Source organism: Dehalococcoidia bacterium, from assembly GCA_025054935.1.
Classification (GTDB): Bacteria; Chloroflexota; Dehalococcoidia; order SpSt-223; family SpSt-223; genus JANWZD01.
The window spans coordinates 343,085-358,222 of the sequence record JANWZD010000001.1; the positions used below are offsets into that span (position 1 = coordinate 343,085).

The 15,138-nt window shown below is 66.2% G+C and carries 13 protein-coding genes and 1 pseudogene; 9 read left to right on the forward strand and 5 right to left on the reverse strand.

The features are described 5' to 3' along the window. Positions 1-26: 26 nt before the first annotated feature. Genes NZ773_01510 through NZ773_01525 form a run of 4 tightly spaced genes read right to left on the reverse strand, consistent with a single transcriptional unit; the run spans position 27 to position 3,559 of the window. On the reverse strand, positions 27-1,088 hold the full coding sequence (locus NZ773_01510) for an endonuclease/exonuclease/phosphatase family protein (GenBank protein ID MCS6800608.1): 1,062 nt from the start codon (positions 1,086-1,088) through the stop codon (positions 27-29). Next, the gene (locus NZ773_01515; GenBank protein ID MCS6800609.1) at positions 1,067-1,603 is read right to left on the reverse strand and encodes a hypothetical protein; all 537 of its coding nucleotides are present in this window, start codon (positions 1,601-1,603) and stop codon (positions 1,067-1,069) included. Before NZ773_01515 ends, NZ773_01510 begins: the two co-directional genes overlap by 22 nt. Before the next feature lie 13 nt (positions 1,604-1,616). Beyond that, positions 1,617-2,345: an NDP-sugar synthase gene (locus NZ773_01520; protein MCS6800610.1), complete on the reverse strand. Its 729-nt coding sequence runs from the start codon at positions 2,343-2,345 to the stop codon at positions 1,617-1,619. Further along, positions 2,342-3,559: a glycosyltransferase family 4 protein gene (locus NZ773_01525; protein MCS6800611.1), complete on the reverse strand. Its 1,218-nt coding sequence runs from the start codon at positions 3,557-3,559 to the stop codon at positions 2,342-2,344. The genes NZ773_01520 and NZ773_01525 overlap by 4 nt, the downstream gene beginning before the upstream one ends. Before the next feature lie 996 nt (positions 3,560-4,555). On the opposite strand from NZ773_01525, the pseudogene NZ773_01530 reads away from it, so the two are divergent. The 4 genes and pseudogenes from NZ773_01530 (at position 4,556) to NZ773_01545 (ending at position 8,243) form a co-directional block, all read left to right on the forward strand. Next, positions 4,556-5,554: pseudogene (locus tag NZ773_01530) on the forward strand (isocitrate/isopropylmalate dehydrogenase family protein). 129 nt (positions 5,555-5,683) lie between these two features. Beyond that, positions 5,684-5,905 carry a cupin domain-containing protein gene (locus NZ773_01535; protein MCS6800612.1) on the forward strand — a complete coding sequence of 74 codons (222 nt, stop codon included), beginning with the start codon at positions 5,684-5,686 and terminating at the stop codon, positions 5,903-5,905. 146 nt (positions 5,906-6,051) lie between these two features. Then, entirely contained in the window at positions 6,052-6,693 is a 642-nt protein-coding gene (locus NZ773_01540; GenBank protein MCS6800613.1) for a transaldolase, read from the forward strand. Positions 6,694-6,773: 80 nt separating this feature from the next. Next, complete coding sequence (locus NZ773_01545) at positions 6,774-8,243, forward strand: dihydroorotase family protein (GenBank protein MCS6800614.1); 1,470 nt, start codon at positions 6,774-6,776, stop codon at positions 8,241-8,243. Between the two features lie 122 nt (positions 8,244-8,365). Here the strand turns inward: NZ773_01545 and NZ773_01550 are convergent, their stop codons facing one another. Further along, positions 8,366-9,211: an MBL fold metallo-hydrolase gene (locus NZ773_01550; protein ID MCS6800615.1), complete on the reverse strand. Its 846-nt coding sequence runs from the start codon at positions 9,209-9,211 to the stop codon at positions 8,366-8,368. A gap of 67 nt (positions 9,212-9,278) precedes the next feature. Here NZ773_01550 and NZ773_01555 point away from each other — a divergent pair, with 67 nt between their 5' ends. The 5 genes from NZ773_01555 (at position 9,279) to NZ773_01575 (ending at position 15,018) form a co-directional block, all read left to right on the forward strand. Beyond that, positions 9,279-10,490 (forward strand): CoA transferase, encoded by a 1,212-nt coding sequence (locus NZ773_01555; GenBank protein MCS6800616.1) that lies wholly within the window; start codon positions 9,279-9,281, stop codon positions 10,488-10,490. Then, on the forward strand, positions 10,487-11,698 hold the full coding sequence (locus tag NZ773_01560) for a CoA transferase (protein ID MCS6800617.1): 1,212 nt from the start codon (positions 10,487-10,489) through the stop codon (positions 11,696-11,698). The genes NZ773_01555 and NZ773_01560 overlap by 4 nt, the downstream gene beginning before the upstream one ends. Before the next feature lie 502 nt (positions 11,699-12,200). Further along, positions 12,201-13,109: a hypothetical protein gene (locus tag NZ773_01565; GenBank protein MCS6800618.1), complete on the forward strand. Its 909-nt coding sequence runs from the start codon at positions 12,201-12,203 to the stop codon at positions 13,107-13,109. Between the two features lie 6 nt (positions 13,110-13,115). Next, entirely contained in the window at positions 13,116-14,033 is a 918-nt protein-coding gene (locus tag NZ773_01570; protein MCS6800619.1) for a cation diffusion facilitator family transporter, read from the forward strand. 196 nt (positions 14,034-14,229) lie between these two features. After that, positions 14,230-15,018 (forward strand): alpha/beta hydrolase, encoded by a 789-nt coding sequence (locus NZ773_01575; protein MCS6800620.1) that lies wholly within the window; start codon positions 14,230-14,232, stop codon positions 15,016-15,018. Positions 15,019-15,138: the final 120 nt, after the last annotated feature.

A 15,138-nucleotide genomic window follows, 5' to 3' on the forward strand; every position in this document is an offset into this window, starting at 1 on the left:
CACTATAGCGCGACCGCCTGCCCGCTTCAAGGCAGTCCGGACGGCGGAAGCTGAAACACCGCCCGGACCAGACAATGGTCGCTCCCGGACTGGCGGCAGTCGGTTGCAACAGCGGTCACGGTGAAGTCGGCGCTGAAGAACAGATAGTCAATCCGGAGGATCGCCCAGCCCGTTCGCATGAGGAACCACGACTTCCAGGTATTCTGCGCCCCGAACCCCGCTGCCCGCTTGGCGTCGCCGAACTGCGCGGTGATTCGGCGGTAGGCGGGCTCGCGCTCAGTGACATTGAAATCGCCGACGAGCAGAACCGGCTCATCGGGACGGCGGAGAGTTTGGGTAAGGCTGAGGATCGCCGCGATCTGCTCATCTCGCGTGGTGCCGTCGAAGCCGACAGGCAGTGCTTGGGTGCCGAAACGGAGCCACGCGATCTGGCCGGGCAGAGGGTGCGCGTTGACGATAAGAAGGCGGCGGCCGCCGGCATCGAGCCGCGCCCACATCACGGGCGGCGCCTCGCGATAGCCTTCTTCAAGGATGGGGAAAACCGAGAGCAGCCCCATCCCGCGGTACCGGTCGTTCGGGAAAAGAGCGCGAGATCGGTAGCGGTCGGCGAGCACAGGGTCAGCGAGAAGAAGGTCCCGCTGACGGAAGGAGAGTTCTTGGAGCGCAACGACACTCGCATCGGCCTCGGCCACCGTCCGACGTAGTGCCGCCGCATCGGTGTTCTCCTCCAAAAGATTCCAAGTCGCGACGCTGAAGCGAAGCGCCCCCGGTGTCGGAGACGCGGGCAGCGCGAGCAGACCGGGCAGGAAGAGGAACGCCCAGAGCAGCCCTCCCACCGCGGCAGCCGCCTTGGCGACGCGCCCGCCGAGCGCAAGGGCGAGGGGGACGAGCACAAGGAGCGGGATGAAGAGGTGGGGCAAAAAGATGAGCGCGACGGCGAGCGGTCCCGCCGGAGATGGCTGGACGCTGGCAAAAGCAGTGACCCCAACAAGAGAGGCCACCGTCGCGACAGTCACGCGGTCGACGAGACGACGTACCGCAGGCAGCCTCGTTGCTGCGGCGACTGTCACGCCGAGCGGTAATCCCATCGGAGAAGCAAGGCGAAGAGGAGCAGCCCGGCGCCGATCAGCGCCCCATCCCGCAGCGCGAGCGGGGTTCTCCGCCACCTTCTGAGACGGAGCAGCGCGAGCGCGAGATAGGAGAGCTGCCCGGTCATGAAGAGGGCGTGATACCAGCCCAGCAGGTTCCAGCGCCACGGCCGCGGCATCGACCAGTTGACCAGCCCTCGCGCGCCCTGGTAGCCGTGCAGCGCCGCCGTGATCCCTCCGCCGACCGCAAGCGCCGCTGCCAGCTCAGCGCGGTTCGGGGGGCCGCCCGTGCGCTGGAGGAGCCGCGCAGCGATGACGTTCAGTGCCGGCAGGAGCACCCCGTCGCCCACCCACGCCGAGAGAAACTGCAACGTTCCGCGGTACTCCTGAACGAGGCGCGAGCGCCGCAGCAGCAGGATGAGGTGCGCCACGGCGTTGACGCCAAATGCGAGCACAATCGTCCCCAGCACGATCGCGACGGTCGGCGCACTGATTGGGAGGCGACGGCCTGCCATCGCTCCTTCCTCCTCAGTACAGCCGGACACGGCCGGCACGGACATCCTCTTCCGCTTGGCGGTAGAGTTCGAGCGTGCCGAAGTCGAGCACGTAGGCGTCAGCTTCCCAGCCATAGAGAGGAGCGCCGGCAGCAAGGAGCGCAGGGAAGAGGTCGTGCCCAAAGTCGCTCGGACGATCGTCCGGAACCGAACGGAGAACGCCGGCGTCGAGCGCGAAGATCCCCGCATTCACCAGAGCTGAGGGAGGACACTGGTCCCGGGGTGGCTTCTCCCGGAAAGCGATCACGCGGCCGTCGGGCGCAAGATCGACGACGCCGCGGGTCCACGGGTCGGGAACGCGGTACAGCGCCAACGTTGCTGCTGCGCGCCGCTCGAGATGCCGGCGCAGGAGACTGCTCAGATCGAGGTCCGACAGCACATCGCCGTAGCAGACGAGAACCGTGCCCGCGAGGCGATCCCGAAACTGGGCGGCCCCACCCGCCGTGCCGAGAAGCTGGCGCTCTTCGCTGTAGACGATGCGCAGCCCCAGCGCCGCGCCATCGCCGAAATACCCACGGATCGCGCTCGGGTGCGCGTAGAGATTGATGTACACCTCCTGAACGCCATGCCACCGCAGCCAGCGAAGCAGCCATTCGAGAGCGGGACGTCCGGCGAGCGGCACCATCGGCTTCGGCCGGTCGAGGGTGAAGGGACGGAGCCGAGTGCCCTCCCCTGCAGCGAGAACAATGGCAGGAACGGTCATCGCGCAGCGGTTGTCCGATACACCTTGAGGATGAGATGCACTGTGGTGTCCCACGACTGACGAGCGACGACGTGGGAGCGCAGGGCACGGCCGAGCTGCTCGCGCCGGACGGGGTCGGCGATCAGTTCGCCGAGCCGGTCCGCCAACGAGTGGGGATCGCCCTGCCGGGCATACACCCCGAGGTCGCCGAGGATCTCGCGGGCAACCGGCGTATCAAAGGCGACGGTCGGCAAGCCGGCCGCTTGGTAATTGAGAAGCTTGCCGTTCCCCTCCGTCTCGGAAAGCTTGGGCGAGACGGCAATGTCGCCAATGAGAAGGTAGTCCGGCGCTTCGCGGTACGGGATCCGTCCCGTAAACGTAACCCGGCTTGCGATGCCGAGTTCGGCGGCGATGCGGCTGTAGGTGTCTTCGCCGGGGAAACCCATCACGAGGTAGTGGGCATCGACCCCGCGCCGAGTGAGCAGCGTGGCCGCTTCGAGCAGCTTGCTCGTGCCCTGATACTCGGAGAGCAAGCCGAGGTAGACGACCACCGGCCGGCCTTCCGGGATGCCGAGCCGAGCGCGCAGGGCGGCGATCCGCTGCAGGTCGGGGTGCTCCCAGCGCGGGATGAATCGATGCGGGTCCACCGAGTCGGGAACGGTCGCAATGCGCGAGGGAGGAACATCGAACTGCTCTGCCAAGATCGTCGCCGCGTTCTGGGAACTGGTGATGATCGCGTCGGGCAGGCGCGTGATCAGCCGCTCCAGCCGCAGCAGGGGGCGATACCACGGGCTCCCGCGCGAGAGCCAGCCATGGTCGATCATCTCGCTGGTGAGGCTTCCCTGAAAGTCGAAGATCAGGGGGATCCGGAGCGGGCGGGCGACCAACGCCCCGATTAGCGCGCCCTCATGAAGGTGGGCATGGATCACTGTGGGCCGCAGCCGAAGCGCGACGTGAAGGGTCCGCACCGCAAGGAGCAGGTCGAACAGGGGCTTCCGTTTCGACGGCCCGGCCTTGATCGACTGGAGGATCGGCAGCGGGAATGCTCGACGCACATCGAGCGCGGGCGGGTCGTCGCCGGACGGGTAGGTGACGATGGTGACGCGGTGGCCGAGCCGGCGAAGCGCCTCGCTCTCTTCCAGGATCCGAACGTGACAGCCGTAATCAGCGAAGAAGGAGGTGGGCGCGATCTTGAGAACGGTCCAGCGCTCGAGCGCTTCCCGCTGCCCGCTCACTCGCGCCCCCCGCAGCTAGCGGCTGCGCGGGGAAAACGCGGCGCCCGAGTTGATCGGCTCGTTGATGAACACATCGCCGTTACGGATCTTGATGTTGAAGCCGCAAGCCGGGTTTGTGCACACCCATGCTTTGTAGTGGATCGGAGCTCCTTGACTGCCAAAATCGGAAAGAGGTAGGAGATCCCCGGTCTTGCACTGTTGACAACGTGGCCAGTGGAGTGGCTCCATGATCTTCTCCGTCCTCGACGCGCGACGTCGCTGGAACCGCCCACGGCTCGCCTCGATTATTCCTTGGCGGCGGCGAGTATACTCGAGGCGCCGGTGCCGGGCAACCGTGCCCGTGCTTGCTGCTCCTCATTGAGGAGGGGGAACGGGGCGGGTCGCTCGCTGAATGATACGGCACAACTTCTGGAACTGGCGCCCCCAGCCAGCAGCGCGCGCAAGGCCCACCCCGCAAAGCGCTGCCGGCGGGCAAGGGTGCGGCGTCTGCCGACAGTTCCTCTTCGCAGCTTCTGCGCCGCGGCCCTCTCCTCCGCCGGTGCGGGGCGCCCCCGCTGGACAAGGCAGCGCCCTCCCGGGGGCCAGCCCGTTCCCGCGGACGAACGGGCAGCGCGCCGGGCACCAGGTTCAGAGCGCGACGACTGCGCTGGACATTCGTTTCGTCGCCGCATCATCGCCTCGTTCTCCAGCCTTGAAGGCGCTCCGCGCATGGATTTGGGGTCTTGACACGCCCAAAAGGGCGCGATATAGTGTGGTCGCGACGAAGGGTAGGCGCGAGGCTGGGCGTCGGGAGACGCCGGATGGGATCCCGCGACGAGCGGAGCGGTGAGGTAAACTCGAGTGCGAGTGTGTAGCGCCTACACCAGACGGCGTCGGCAAAGGAGAGGCGGGGTCAATCCCCCGCCTCTCCTTTAGTATTTGGCAGAGTGCTCCTCGGGCGCAGCATATCTCTGCATGGACGCATGCTCCTCTGCTTGCGCTTCTGGGAGTTCGCGCATGAGCCATGAGGTCACGCTGATCCCCGGCGATGGGATTGGGCCGGAAGTGACCGCCGCAGCCCGGCGCGTCATCGACGCAAGCGGCGTGTCGATCCGCTGGCAGGAGAAGCTGGCAGGACAGGCAGCGGTGGACGCCGGCGGCGACCCGCTGCCTCCCGATACGCTCGAGTCGATCCGGCAGACGAAAGTCGCGCTGAAAGGGCCGACTGCCACCCCGATCGGCGCGGGCTTCCGAAGCATCAATGTGGCCCTCCGTCAAGCGCTTGAGCTCTACGCAAATGTCCGTCCCGTGCGGTCGTACCGCGGGATCCGCTCCCCGTTCGAGGATGTCGATCTCGTCATCATCCGCGAAAACACCGAGGACCTCTACGTCGGGATCGAGCATCAGGTCGATGACCTCGGCGCAGTCGGGTTCAAGATCACCACCCGCAAAGGCTCAGAACGGATCGCGCGCTTTGCATTCGAGTACGCAAAACGCTTTGGCCGCCGAACCGTCACCGCCGTGCACAAGGCGAACATTTTCCATGCCAGCGACGGCCTCTTTCTCGCCTCCTGCCGCCGCATTGCCGGGAGCTATCCCGAAATCGAGTATCAGGAACGGCTGGTTGATAACCTCGCCGTGCAGATGATCCGGCGTCCCCGCGATTTCGATGTCCTGCTCCTACCGAACCTGTATGGCGACATCTATTCAGACCTCTGCGCCGGGCTCGTCGGCGGCCTCGGGGTCGCGCCCGGCGCCAACATCGGAGAGCACGGCGCAATCTTCGAGGCGGTTCACGGCACCGCCCCCGATATCGCGGGCAAGAACCTCGCCAACCCGACCGCGATGATCCTTTCGGCGGTGATGATGCTCGAACATCTGGGCGAATTCGATGCCGCCGCCCGGATCACCGCCGCCGTAGAGGCAGTTCTCGCGGAAGGATGGGCCGTTACACGGGATCTCGGCGGCGAGGCGACGACTACGGCGATGACCGACGCCATCATCAAACGCCTCGAGACGACCCGCGGCGCTACGCGAGCGCCTCTCGACGAGAATAGCCGGGTTGCCGATGTCCTCCGCGCCGCCGCAACGGCCGGCCACGACGGCCCCGTCTGGAATGCGACCACCCCTGATTTTCACCTGACGGTGGTCTCCTACCGCGACAACCGCGGCTCCAGCTCGCATGTCAACCCTGAGTTTGATCAGCTGGTCGTGGTCCTCGAGGGCGAGGGGGTGCTTGAGATCGCCGGCGAGCGCTATCCCCTCCATGCCGGTGAAGTCGCTTATCTCCCGAAAGGAACGCGCCGCCAGATCCGCGCCGACGGCGACCGTCTGGTCTATCTCGTGGTCAATCGCCGTCCTTCCTAGGCGCGGGCGATCGCTGCCGCCGCTCTGCCCATTTTCTTCGGCGCGCTGCCCCAGCCGGATCCGCTACTGTTCCGGCATCAGGCGCACCACCGTTTGCCCGCACGATGTGCGCTTCCGCCGCCATCCACGCGGGAGGCGAGGGACCGATGCTGCTGCTTGACTCGGCCAACCCGGAAGAGGCGCGTCGCGCCGCAACGCTGGGCTATGTTCACGGCGCCACAACCAACCCGCTCCTCATCGCGCGCAGCGGCATGTCCGGCCGGGCGGTGATCGAAGCGCTGCTCGCTGCGCTGCCCGGCCCCGTGTTCTACCAGCCAGTTGCCGACCGCGTCGACGCGATGGTGGCGGAGGGTCGCCACATCCTCGCTCTCGCTCCCGACCGCGTCGTCCTCAAGCTCCCCTGCACCCCGGCAGGCCTTGCTGCGGGGGCAGCGCTGCGCAACCACGCGATCTTCAGCGTCACGGCAGTGTTCACGCCAGCGCAGGCGATCGTCGCGGCCGCGGTCGGCGCGCGCTACATCATTCCGTATCTGAGCCGTCTGAACCGAGCGGCGGGGAACGGCGCCGCCGTAATCGAGCAGATGGCAGCGGTAGCAGGAGAAGCAGACCTGCTTGTCGCTAGCCTCAAGTCGGTGGATGAGGCGGTTCGCGCCCGGCGCGCCGGCGCCCGCCACCTGACCTTGCCGCTGTCGCTGCTGGAAGAAATGGCCGTCAGCCCGCTGACGGAACTCGTCGTGGAGGAATTTCGCCGTGCCGGCGCGCGCGTCGATGAGGCAGCTGCACGCTGACCGTTTCAGTCGGATCGCGCCGTAGAGTACAATGGGATGCCGCCGGGAAAAGCGGCAAGCGTTCGGTAGAGGAAGAGACCATGGCGAAGTACGATCTCGCGATCTTGAACGGTACCCTCGTCATCCCCTTTGTCGGGCCGGTTCGAGCCGATGTCGCAGCGCGCGACGGGAAGATCGTCGCTATCCATGACGCCATCGCTCCTTCCGAAGCGGACCAAGTCGTCGATGCGAAAGGGAAGCTCGTCTTCCCAGGCGCCGTCGACTCGCACTTCCATATCGGGATCTACCGGCCGATCTCGGTCGATGCGGAGAGCGAGACGATGTCCGCGCTGGTCGGTGGGGTGACTTCAATCCTCAGCTACTTCCGCACGGGTCACCACTACCTCGACAAGACCGGGCCCTATCGCGAGATCTATCCTGAGGTGCTCGAGGCGACCGCGGGACACGCCTACACCGATTACGGGTATCACATCGGTATCATGACGAGCGCCCAGATCGAGGAGATCGACTGGCTCGTGGGCGAGATGGGGGTCGCCTCGTTCAAGTACTTCATGTTCTACAAGGGGCTTAACCTCTCTGCCTCATCGACAGCTGGGCTGTCGTACACCATGAGCGATGTCTATGACCTCGGTCATCTCTACCGCTACATGCAGGCGGTCGTTCGCGCCAAGCTGAAATACAAGCAGCGGATCAGCCTCTCTCTCCACGCCGAGCATGCTGAGATCATCCGGACGATGATCGATGAGGTGAAGGAACTCGGCCTTCAAGGGCTCGAAGCGTATCACCGGGCGCGGCCGCCGTTCCAAGAGCGGCTGGCGATCGCCGAGGCGGCGCTGCTTGCCGATGTGACCCAGTGTCCGATCAACCTGCTCCACCTCTCGAGCGCCGAGGCACTGCAGGGCGGGATGAAGGCGCGGCTGGACTATCCCTCGCTCGACATTCAACTTGAGACCACCCTCCATCATCTCTGCTTGACCTTTGAAACGGCGCACGGCGGGATCGAGAGCGCCAAGGTGAATCCGCCCATCCGAACAAAGGAAGACAACGAGGCGCTCTGGGCCGGCGTTCTGCGCGGGGATATCGACCAAGTGGTGTCGGACCATGCCTGCTGCATGTTTGAGATGAAGCAAGGAGGGGTCTGGGAGGCCCAGCCGGGCTTCGGCGGCACGAGCTTGATCTACCCGGTGATGGTCTCCGAAGGCTACCACAAGCGCGGACTGCCGCTCGCGCGCGTCGCGGAACTGGTGAGCGCTCAGCCGGCACGGAACTACGGCCTCTACCCGCGCAAAGGCACGATCGCAATCGGCTCGGATGCAGACTTCGCGGTCGTCGACCCCGAGTTGGAGCAGACCGTGCACACCGAACTGCTCCTTTCGGCGCAAGACCACACCCCGTTCGAGGGCTATCACCTCAAGGGGTGGCCCGTTCAGACAATCCGCGCCGGCAAGGTGATGTTCGACCGCGGCAAAGTAGTTGGGAAGCCGGACGGTCAGTATCTGCGGCGGCCGGACGCCCTCTTCAGCGCCAAGCGCGAGCCCGTTCCGGCGTAGGGCGACGCCGGCACCGCGCGCCCGTGCGGGCGACTGGAGGGCGGGCGCGCGTTCTCCAGCTGGGCGCTCCCCGCCGCGCGGGCGCACTCTTCGGCCGCTCCGCCCCGTGGCGAAACCCCCAGTCAGTTGCCCGTGATGAGATAACTCAGGACGCGGTCGGCGGTGTGGGGTGCCCACGCGTCGAACCCGCGCCACCGTCCGTACTTCGGGCGGAGCGCGTCGGCCGCGCCCATGCAGACCGACCTCCAGATGCGTTCGGTCATCGCGACGCCGTCCTCGCCTGGGAGCGGGGTCTGACCATCGACCGCGGCGTAGAGCCGCGCCGTTGCTGCGAGCAGGTCGGCATAGAAGCTGCGGTTCCAGCCAATCCACTCGGCGCGGTCTGGACCCGCGTGACCGCCGAGAACGAGGTCGGCGTTCAGGGCGATGCAGCAGTCAAGCGTATGGAGGAGCCCGGCGAAATCGGTGTCCGGCAGATTTCGGTAAGGGGCGAGACCAGGCTCAACGAGGTCGCTGAACAGCAGCAGCCGCCCGCCGTCTGTCTCGAGGATCAGCCCGATATTCGAGGCCGAGTGATTGGGGCCGAAGTACCGGACGCCAATCCGATGGGTGCCGAAGCGCAGCTCTTCCTCATCCTGAACGAGTCGCGTTGGCGCAACGATATCCCGGTCGCCGCGAGAGGCGATCCGCTTCGCGGCGTTCGGGTGTGCGATGATCGCTGCGCCGGGCGCGAGCGCCGATGCGCCGCCGATATGATCGCGATGGTCATGACTGTAGATGACGGCGATGATGGGCGCAGTCGTCACGCTGCGGATCGCGGCGCGGAACGCCTGAGCAGCCGTCGGATTGATCGGGTCGACAGCGACCACTCCTTCGCTGGTGACGAGAAAGAGGCTGGCATAAAACCCAATCGGCCAGCGGAAGAGGTGCACTCCCCTTCCCAGGTCTTCGACCGTCGCGCGCTGCATCGTCTCCCTCCCGCCATGATGCTGAATATCCGTTCACCGTTGCCGACGATCCGCTAGGCTTCCGCCAATGAGCGGGTCACTCGCTGCGCTCCGCATTGTGGAGTATGGCCAAGGGATCGCCGCGCCCTTTGCCGGCAAGCTGCTCGCCGACCTCGGCGCCGACGTGCTGAAGGTCGAGCCTCCCGGCGGCGACCGGCTGCGGCGCCAGCCGCCCTTCGCCGGCGACCGGCCGGGGACAGAGCGAAGCGGCCCGTTCATCTACCTCAACACGGGCAAGCGGAGCGTCGTTCTCAACCTTGAGACAGAAACCGGCTGCCTCCTCTTCGAGCGGCTCGTCGCCGAGGCCGACATCCTGATTGAGGACACCGCGGAGGGATGGCTTGCAGCGCGGGGCCTCAGTTCGGCCGAGCTGCGGCGCCGCTTCCCTCGCTTGATCATCGTCTCGGTGACACCCTTCGGCCGCACGGGGCCGAACCGCGCCTATCGAGGGGACGACCTGATCGGCGCGGCAGCGTCGGGGCTGGCATATATCGCGCGGCCGCGCGCCTTCGCCGATGTCCACCGCACTCTTCCGCCTCTTCGTCCCCCCGGCAACCAAGCTGCCTTCCTCACTGGCCTCGTCGCTGCGCTCGGCGCTCTGCTCGCCGTCTTTCATCGCGCCAGAAGCGGCGCAGGCGATACCGTGGATGTCTCGATGCAGGAAGCCGTGCTCGCGGCGCTCGGCCCCAGCTTCGCTCATTGGACGTATCAAGGTCACGTTGTGGGACAGCCGGCGCTGCCGGACAGTGCCCCGATCTGCCTTATGCGCTGCCGCGACGGCTGGGTGTGGCTGCAATGCTCGGAGGAGCATCACTGGCAAGCGTTTGTCGAGATGATGGGCTCGCCGGACTGGGCGCAGTTCGACCTCTTTCGCGACCGCTTCACGCGCGGGGCAAACTGGGATGCGCTCGAGCCGCTCCTGCTGGAATGGACCCTCCAGCACGATAAGGAAACGATCTTTCGCGAGGCCCAAGCGCGCCGTATTCCCCACGCCCCGGCCTACACCTTCGAAGAGGTGCTGCGCAACACCCACCTCCTCGCTCGCGCGGCGTTTCCGCGGGTGGCGCACCCGGTGGCGGGGGAGGTCCGCCTTCCGCGGTCGCCGATCCAGATGGCGGCGACGCCGCCCGTCCTGCGGCGGCCGCCGCTTCTCGGCGAGCACACCGGCGAGGTGCTTGCGGCGCTCGGCTACCAGCCGGCCGAGATTGCGGCGCTCGCCGCGGGAGGCGTCGTCGTATGAGCGCGCTGCCGCTCGAAGGCGTGCGCATCGCGGATTTCTCGTGGGTGCATGCTGGACCTTTCGCAACGATGATCTTGGCCGAGATGGGTGCGGAGGTGATCAAGATCGAGACGAGCAAACGGCTCGACATCGTTCGCCAGCTGCCCCCGATGGCAGACCGGGTCGGCGGGATCAACCGTTCCGGCTATTTCAATGCCGTCAACCGGGGCAAGCGGTCCTGCACGCTCGACCTGCAGACGGCTGCCGGACGCGCGCTCGCCTGCGACCTGATCCGGGTCAGCGACGTCGTTGTCGAAAACTTCAGCCCCGGCGTCCTCGACCGGCTCGGTCTCGGCTACGCCTCTCTCCGCGAGGTCCGGCCAGACATCATCCTCGTCTCAATTTCCGGCTACGGAGCGACTGGTCCGGACCGTCACTACGTCGCCTATGGAACGCCGCTCACCGCCTTCAGCGGCCTCGTCATGCTGCACGGCTACCCGGGCGGCGAACCGCAGTCGATGAACCTCGCCTGGCCAGACCCGGTCGCGGGGTATACCGCTGCACTTGCCATCCTCGCTGCGCTCCTGCATCGCGCTGAAACTGGAGAAGGGCAGTTCATCGACCTTGCCCAAGCGGAGGCGGCGATCGCGTTCCTCGGGGATCAGATCGCCGAGACGACGATGAACGGCCGCCAGCCGCCTCGCCGCGGCAACGAGGAGGTCGGCGCAGCGCCGCACGGGATCTACCCCTGCGCCGGGCAAGACCGCTGGATTGCGATCGCCGTGACCGATGAGACCGCGTGGCACGGTCTTCGCGCCGCGCTGCGCGACCCTGATCTGGAGGACGACGCGTTTGCCGACCCCTTCCAGCGCTGGGAACGGCGCGCTGACCTCGACCGCATCGTCGAGCGGTGGACACGGCAGCGCTCGCCTGAGGAGGCCTTCCACTGGCTGCAGACCCACGGCGTTCCTGCCGCGCCGGCGGCGACCTGTGCCGACCTCGCAAGCGACCCCCACCTTCATGCCCGCGCCTTCTTCGGGATCGATCACCATCCTGAAACCGGTCCCCGCCAGATGGCCGGCCTGCCTTGGGTGTTCGGCTCGCTGCCGCGCCGCATCGGCGCGCCCGCTCCCCGCTTAGGAGCAGATACGGAGTGGGTGCTCGGAGCGCTGCTCGGCCTCGACCGGGCGCGCATCGCTCAGCTGATCGCTGAACGAGTGATTGCATGACCTCATCGCGACGGGGAGGCGCGATCCGAGCGCCGGCGCCTCGCCGCAACGCACGGCGGTCTGCCGGCGCGAAGACGGCCTTCACGCACCAGGGGCAGCACCGGCGAACGCGCGCCTGACGACGGGAAAGCGCGCACGCCGCCCGGCCTTCTCGGGAGGACACCCAGGCTGCGCAGCGTGTGGGCCGGGCTGAATTTCTGCGCCCCTGCGGGAGCTTTCGCGCCCGTCACGGGGTGCGCCGGAAGAGCGAAACGCTTCAGTCCCAGCGGACGTCCGTCGCCGCGGCTGAAGCGGCTGGACAGTCCAGGATCACGACGCGCGTCGAAGACGGTCAAGGTAGCCCAAGGCGCTAGGAGGAGAGGCTTCGTGCGCGGCAATTTTGAGGCATCTAAAGCGGGAAGCGAGAAGGCATGAATCTATCGATAGAAGCGAGCAACTTTTCCCACAAGGCTTGACGAAATTTCTCAATAGCGAGATGATGGGGTTGCAGCATGAGCGAGAAGTGACACGTCTCGCGGCGGAAGGAAACGAGAGCGGAGAGATGGTGGATCGCCTTGGTATCTTGACAATGACGCACGGCACAGGAGAAGAGGACTCGCCGAGCAATTTGGACGTTCAGCGCTATATCGAGGAGATGCAGTTTCCTGTCCCGACCCGCCATGGCTTCATCCAGGCTGGCCGACATCTCCAGCCTGCCGTTGAATGGCTCAACCAGCAGAAGGTGACGGTCATTGTCGCGGTCATCCTCTATCCCCTCTCGAACAACAAGGAAGTCGGCAAAGCGTATGTCGAGATGGGGCTGAAGCCGGGGCGGCTGAAGTACGAGTTCTACCCCGTGACAACCGAGGCGACGATCTACCCTTCGAAGCTGATGGAGGCGCACCCGCTGCTCGCCGATGTCACGCAGTCGCGGCTGCTCGAGATCAGCCAAGACCCCGCGAACGAAATCGGGATCTACGTCACCCACGGTGAGTTCACCCCCAGCGGGCGCCGTCTCCATGACGGCTCGGCCGACGAGATGCTGAGTATCATCCGCAAGCGGGGCATCTTCTTCGACGTTCGGCGCGCTTCAATCAACCCGAAGGATGAGACGCTGCCGCTCGCCCGCGAACTGCTCCAAACGGGCAAGACCCTGCTCTTCACCCATGGGTTCACCGAGCGGAGCGAGTTCACCGAGTCGTACATTCCCAGCCAGCTCGCGCAGCTGCCTGAAGGCAGCTACCGATGGAACTCAACTCCGCTGCTCCCTCATCCGGCAATGCGCGAGTACATTCTCTTCCGCGTTGCCGAAACGCTCTTCGCGAACGGCCGCGCTGATCTCGTGTTCGATGAGGCGCGCGCCGTGTGGGAGCGCTACCGCGACTTCGAAGCGCAGGTCTCCCTTCCGATGCTCATCCCGGCGCAGGCGTAGCGCATCATGGGCCAGTCGGTCGCGCGTTTCGCGATCCTGTCGATCGTGGTCGCCGTGGCCACGATCGCCTTGAAAGCCGCGGCATATCTTGTCACAGGCTCAGTCGGCCTCCTCTCCGACGCGCTCGAGTCTGTTGTCAACCTTGTCGCCGCGGTCGTGGCGCTTATCGCGCTCACAATTGCGGCGCGGCCGCCCGACGAGGATCACGAACATGGTCACGACAAAGCGGAATATTTCGCGAGCGGGTTCGAAGGCCTCCTTATCGTCGTCGCCGCGTGCTCGATCATCGTGGCCGCCGTCGAGCGGATCGTTAACCCCGTTCCTCTTGACGACCTCGGGATTGGCCTCGCCATCTCAGCCCTTGCCGCCGTCATCAACTTGGGAACAGCGGTCATTCTGCTTCGGGCTGCCAAGCGCTACAGTTCGATCGCCCTCGAGGCCGACGGAAAACATCTGCTGACGGATGTCATCACTTCGGTCGGCGTCATCCTTGCTGTCGGCGCTGTCGCGGTCACGGGCTGGCTCCTGATCGACCCGCTCATCGCGCTCGTTGTCGCCGCAAACATTCTTTGGACAGGCGCCCGGCTCATTTGGCAGTCGGTGTGCGGCCTGATGGACACCGTCCTCCCCTCCCATGACCGGGTGAAGATCGCCGCCGTGCTCGACCGGTTCCGCTCCGAGAACGTCCAATGGCACGCGCTGCGGACGCGGCAATCCGGTTCTCGGCGGTTCGTCCAAGTCCACCTCCTCGTCCCCGGGAGCTGGACTGTGCAGCAAGGCCACGACTTGGCGGAGCGAGTCGAAGCCGATATCCGCAATGTCATTCCCCGCTGCAACGTTTTGACCCACGTCGAGCCGGTTGAAGATCCCCTCTCGTGGGCCGACGTGCCGCTCGACCGCCCGGAGTCCGCCCGCTCCAAGTAGCCGCCGCTGCCGCGGCCGGCACGGCCGCCGCTCCGCTTGGCCCGTCTTCCCGCGGAGCGGCTCGCGCTTCTCCTTGCAGCACGACGGTACGGCAGAGCGTGCTTCCAGCCGCTTCACCGCCCCGAGGCGCGACATGCAACTAGAGCGGGTGAGCGGGCGGTCGCGCGCGATCATGCGACAATGACATGGAAAAGCGATGGCGGCGTTGGTCGAGAAGGGCTACATCAGAATCCGCTGGGGGCAGCTGCACTACTGGCGCGCTGGCGAAGAGGGACCGGCGCTCGTTCTCTTGCACCAGACCGCCAATTCCAGTCGGATGTGGTTGCCGCTCGCGCCGTTGCTCGCTCCGCGGCTGCGCCTCTATGCGCTCGACACGCCCGGCTTCGGGATGTCTGACCCGCCGCCTGCTCCCCCGCGCTTCGAAGAGTACTGCGATGCTTTCCTCGAGGCGCTTGACGCGCTTCACCTGCCTCGCGCTGCGCTTCTCGGATTTCATACCGGAGCCGGCTTCGCCGCGGGAATAGCAGCCCGCGCGCCGCACCGGGTGAGCCGCCTTGTGCTGATGGGCGCGCCGATTTTCGACCCTGAGGACGAAAACACCCGGCGGGCGCGCGCAGCACGCCGAGGCTGGGAGCCGGACCTCGCCGGAGAGTATCTCCGGCGCCTTTGGCGGATCTCTACCTACCCCGACCCGTGGGTCCGCCATCGGGAACTGACCGACCGGCTGCTCGCGGGCCCCCGCGCGTGGTGGGCCTCAGCCGCGGTGAGCGACACCGATATCCGCCGCTTCTTGCCGGCAATCCGCTGCCCGACGCTCTTCCTCTGCGGCGCAAATGACTTCATGGCCGACAAGCAGCCGGCAGCGGCAGCGCTTCTGCCGACGGCGACGCTCGTGCTCCTTCCCGGCGAAACCCTTATCGTCGACCAGAAGCCAGCGGAGGTCGCAACCTACCTCCTCAACTTCCTTCTCCCCGCCGTCTCCTAACCCTGCCGCCGTCGAGCGCTCGCGGGCAGACCGCTGCCGCCGCATTCCACGCGCCTCCTTAGGATGAGGGGGAACCGCACCGTCGACTGAGACGTTGCTCTAGATGAAATGAGTGGGAGA

What these genes read in the sequence shown, in the direction of transcription:
- NZ773_01510 (MCS6800608.1), bottom strand. Translation starts at nt 1,088, where the DNA reads ATGGGATTACCGCTCGGCGTGACAGTCGCCGCAGCAACGAGGCTGCCT.
- NZ773_01515 (MCS6800609.1), bottom strand. Translation starts at nt 1,603, where the DNA reads ATGGCAGGCCGTCGCCTCCCAATCAGTGCGCCGACCGTCGCGATCGTG.
- NZ773_01520 (MCS6800610.1), bottom strand. Translation starts at nt 2,345, where the DNA reads ATGACCGTTCCTGCCATTGTTCTCGCTGCAGGGGAGGGCACTCGGCTC.
- NZ773_01540 (MCS6800613.1), top strand. Translation starts at nt 6,052, where the DNA reads ATGCTGCTGCTTGACTCGGCCAACCCGGAAGAGGCGCGTCGCGCCGCA.
- NZ773_01545 (MCS6800614.1), top strand. Translation starts at nt 6,774, where the DNA reads ATGGCGAAGTACGATCTCGCGATCTTGAACGGTACCCTCGTCATCCCC.
- NZ773_01550 (MCS6800615.1), bottom strand. Translation starts at nt 9,211, where the DNA reads ATGCAGCGCGCGACGGTCGAAGACCTGGGAAGGGGAGTGCACCTCTTC.
- NZ773_01555 (MCS6800616.1), top strand. Translation starts at nt 9,279, where the DNA reads ATGAGCGGGTCACTCGCTGCGCTCCGCATTGTGGAGTATGGCCAAGGG.
- NZ773_01560 (MCS6800617.1), top strand. Translation starts at nt 10,487, where the DNA reads ATGAGCGCGCTGCCGCTCGAAGGCGTGCGCATCGCGGATTTCTCGTGG.
- NZ773_01570 (MCS6800619.1), top strand. Translation starts at nt 13,116, where the DNA reads ATGGGCCAGTCGGTCGCGCGTTTCGCGATCCTGTCGATCGTGGTCGCC.
- NZ773_01575 (MCS6800620.1), top strand. Translation starts at nt 14,230, where the DNA reads ATGGCGGCGTTGGTCGAGAAGGGCTACATCAGAATCCGCTGGGGGCAG.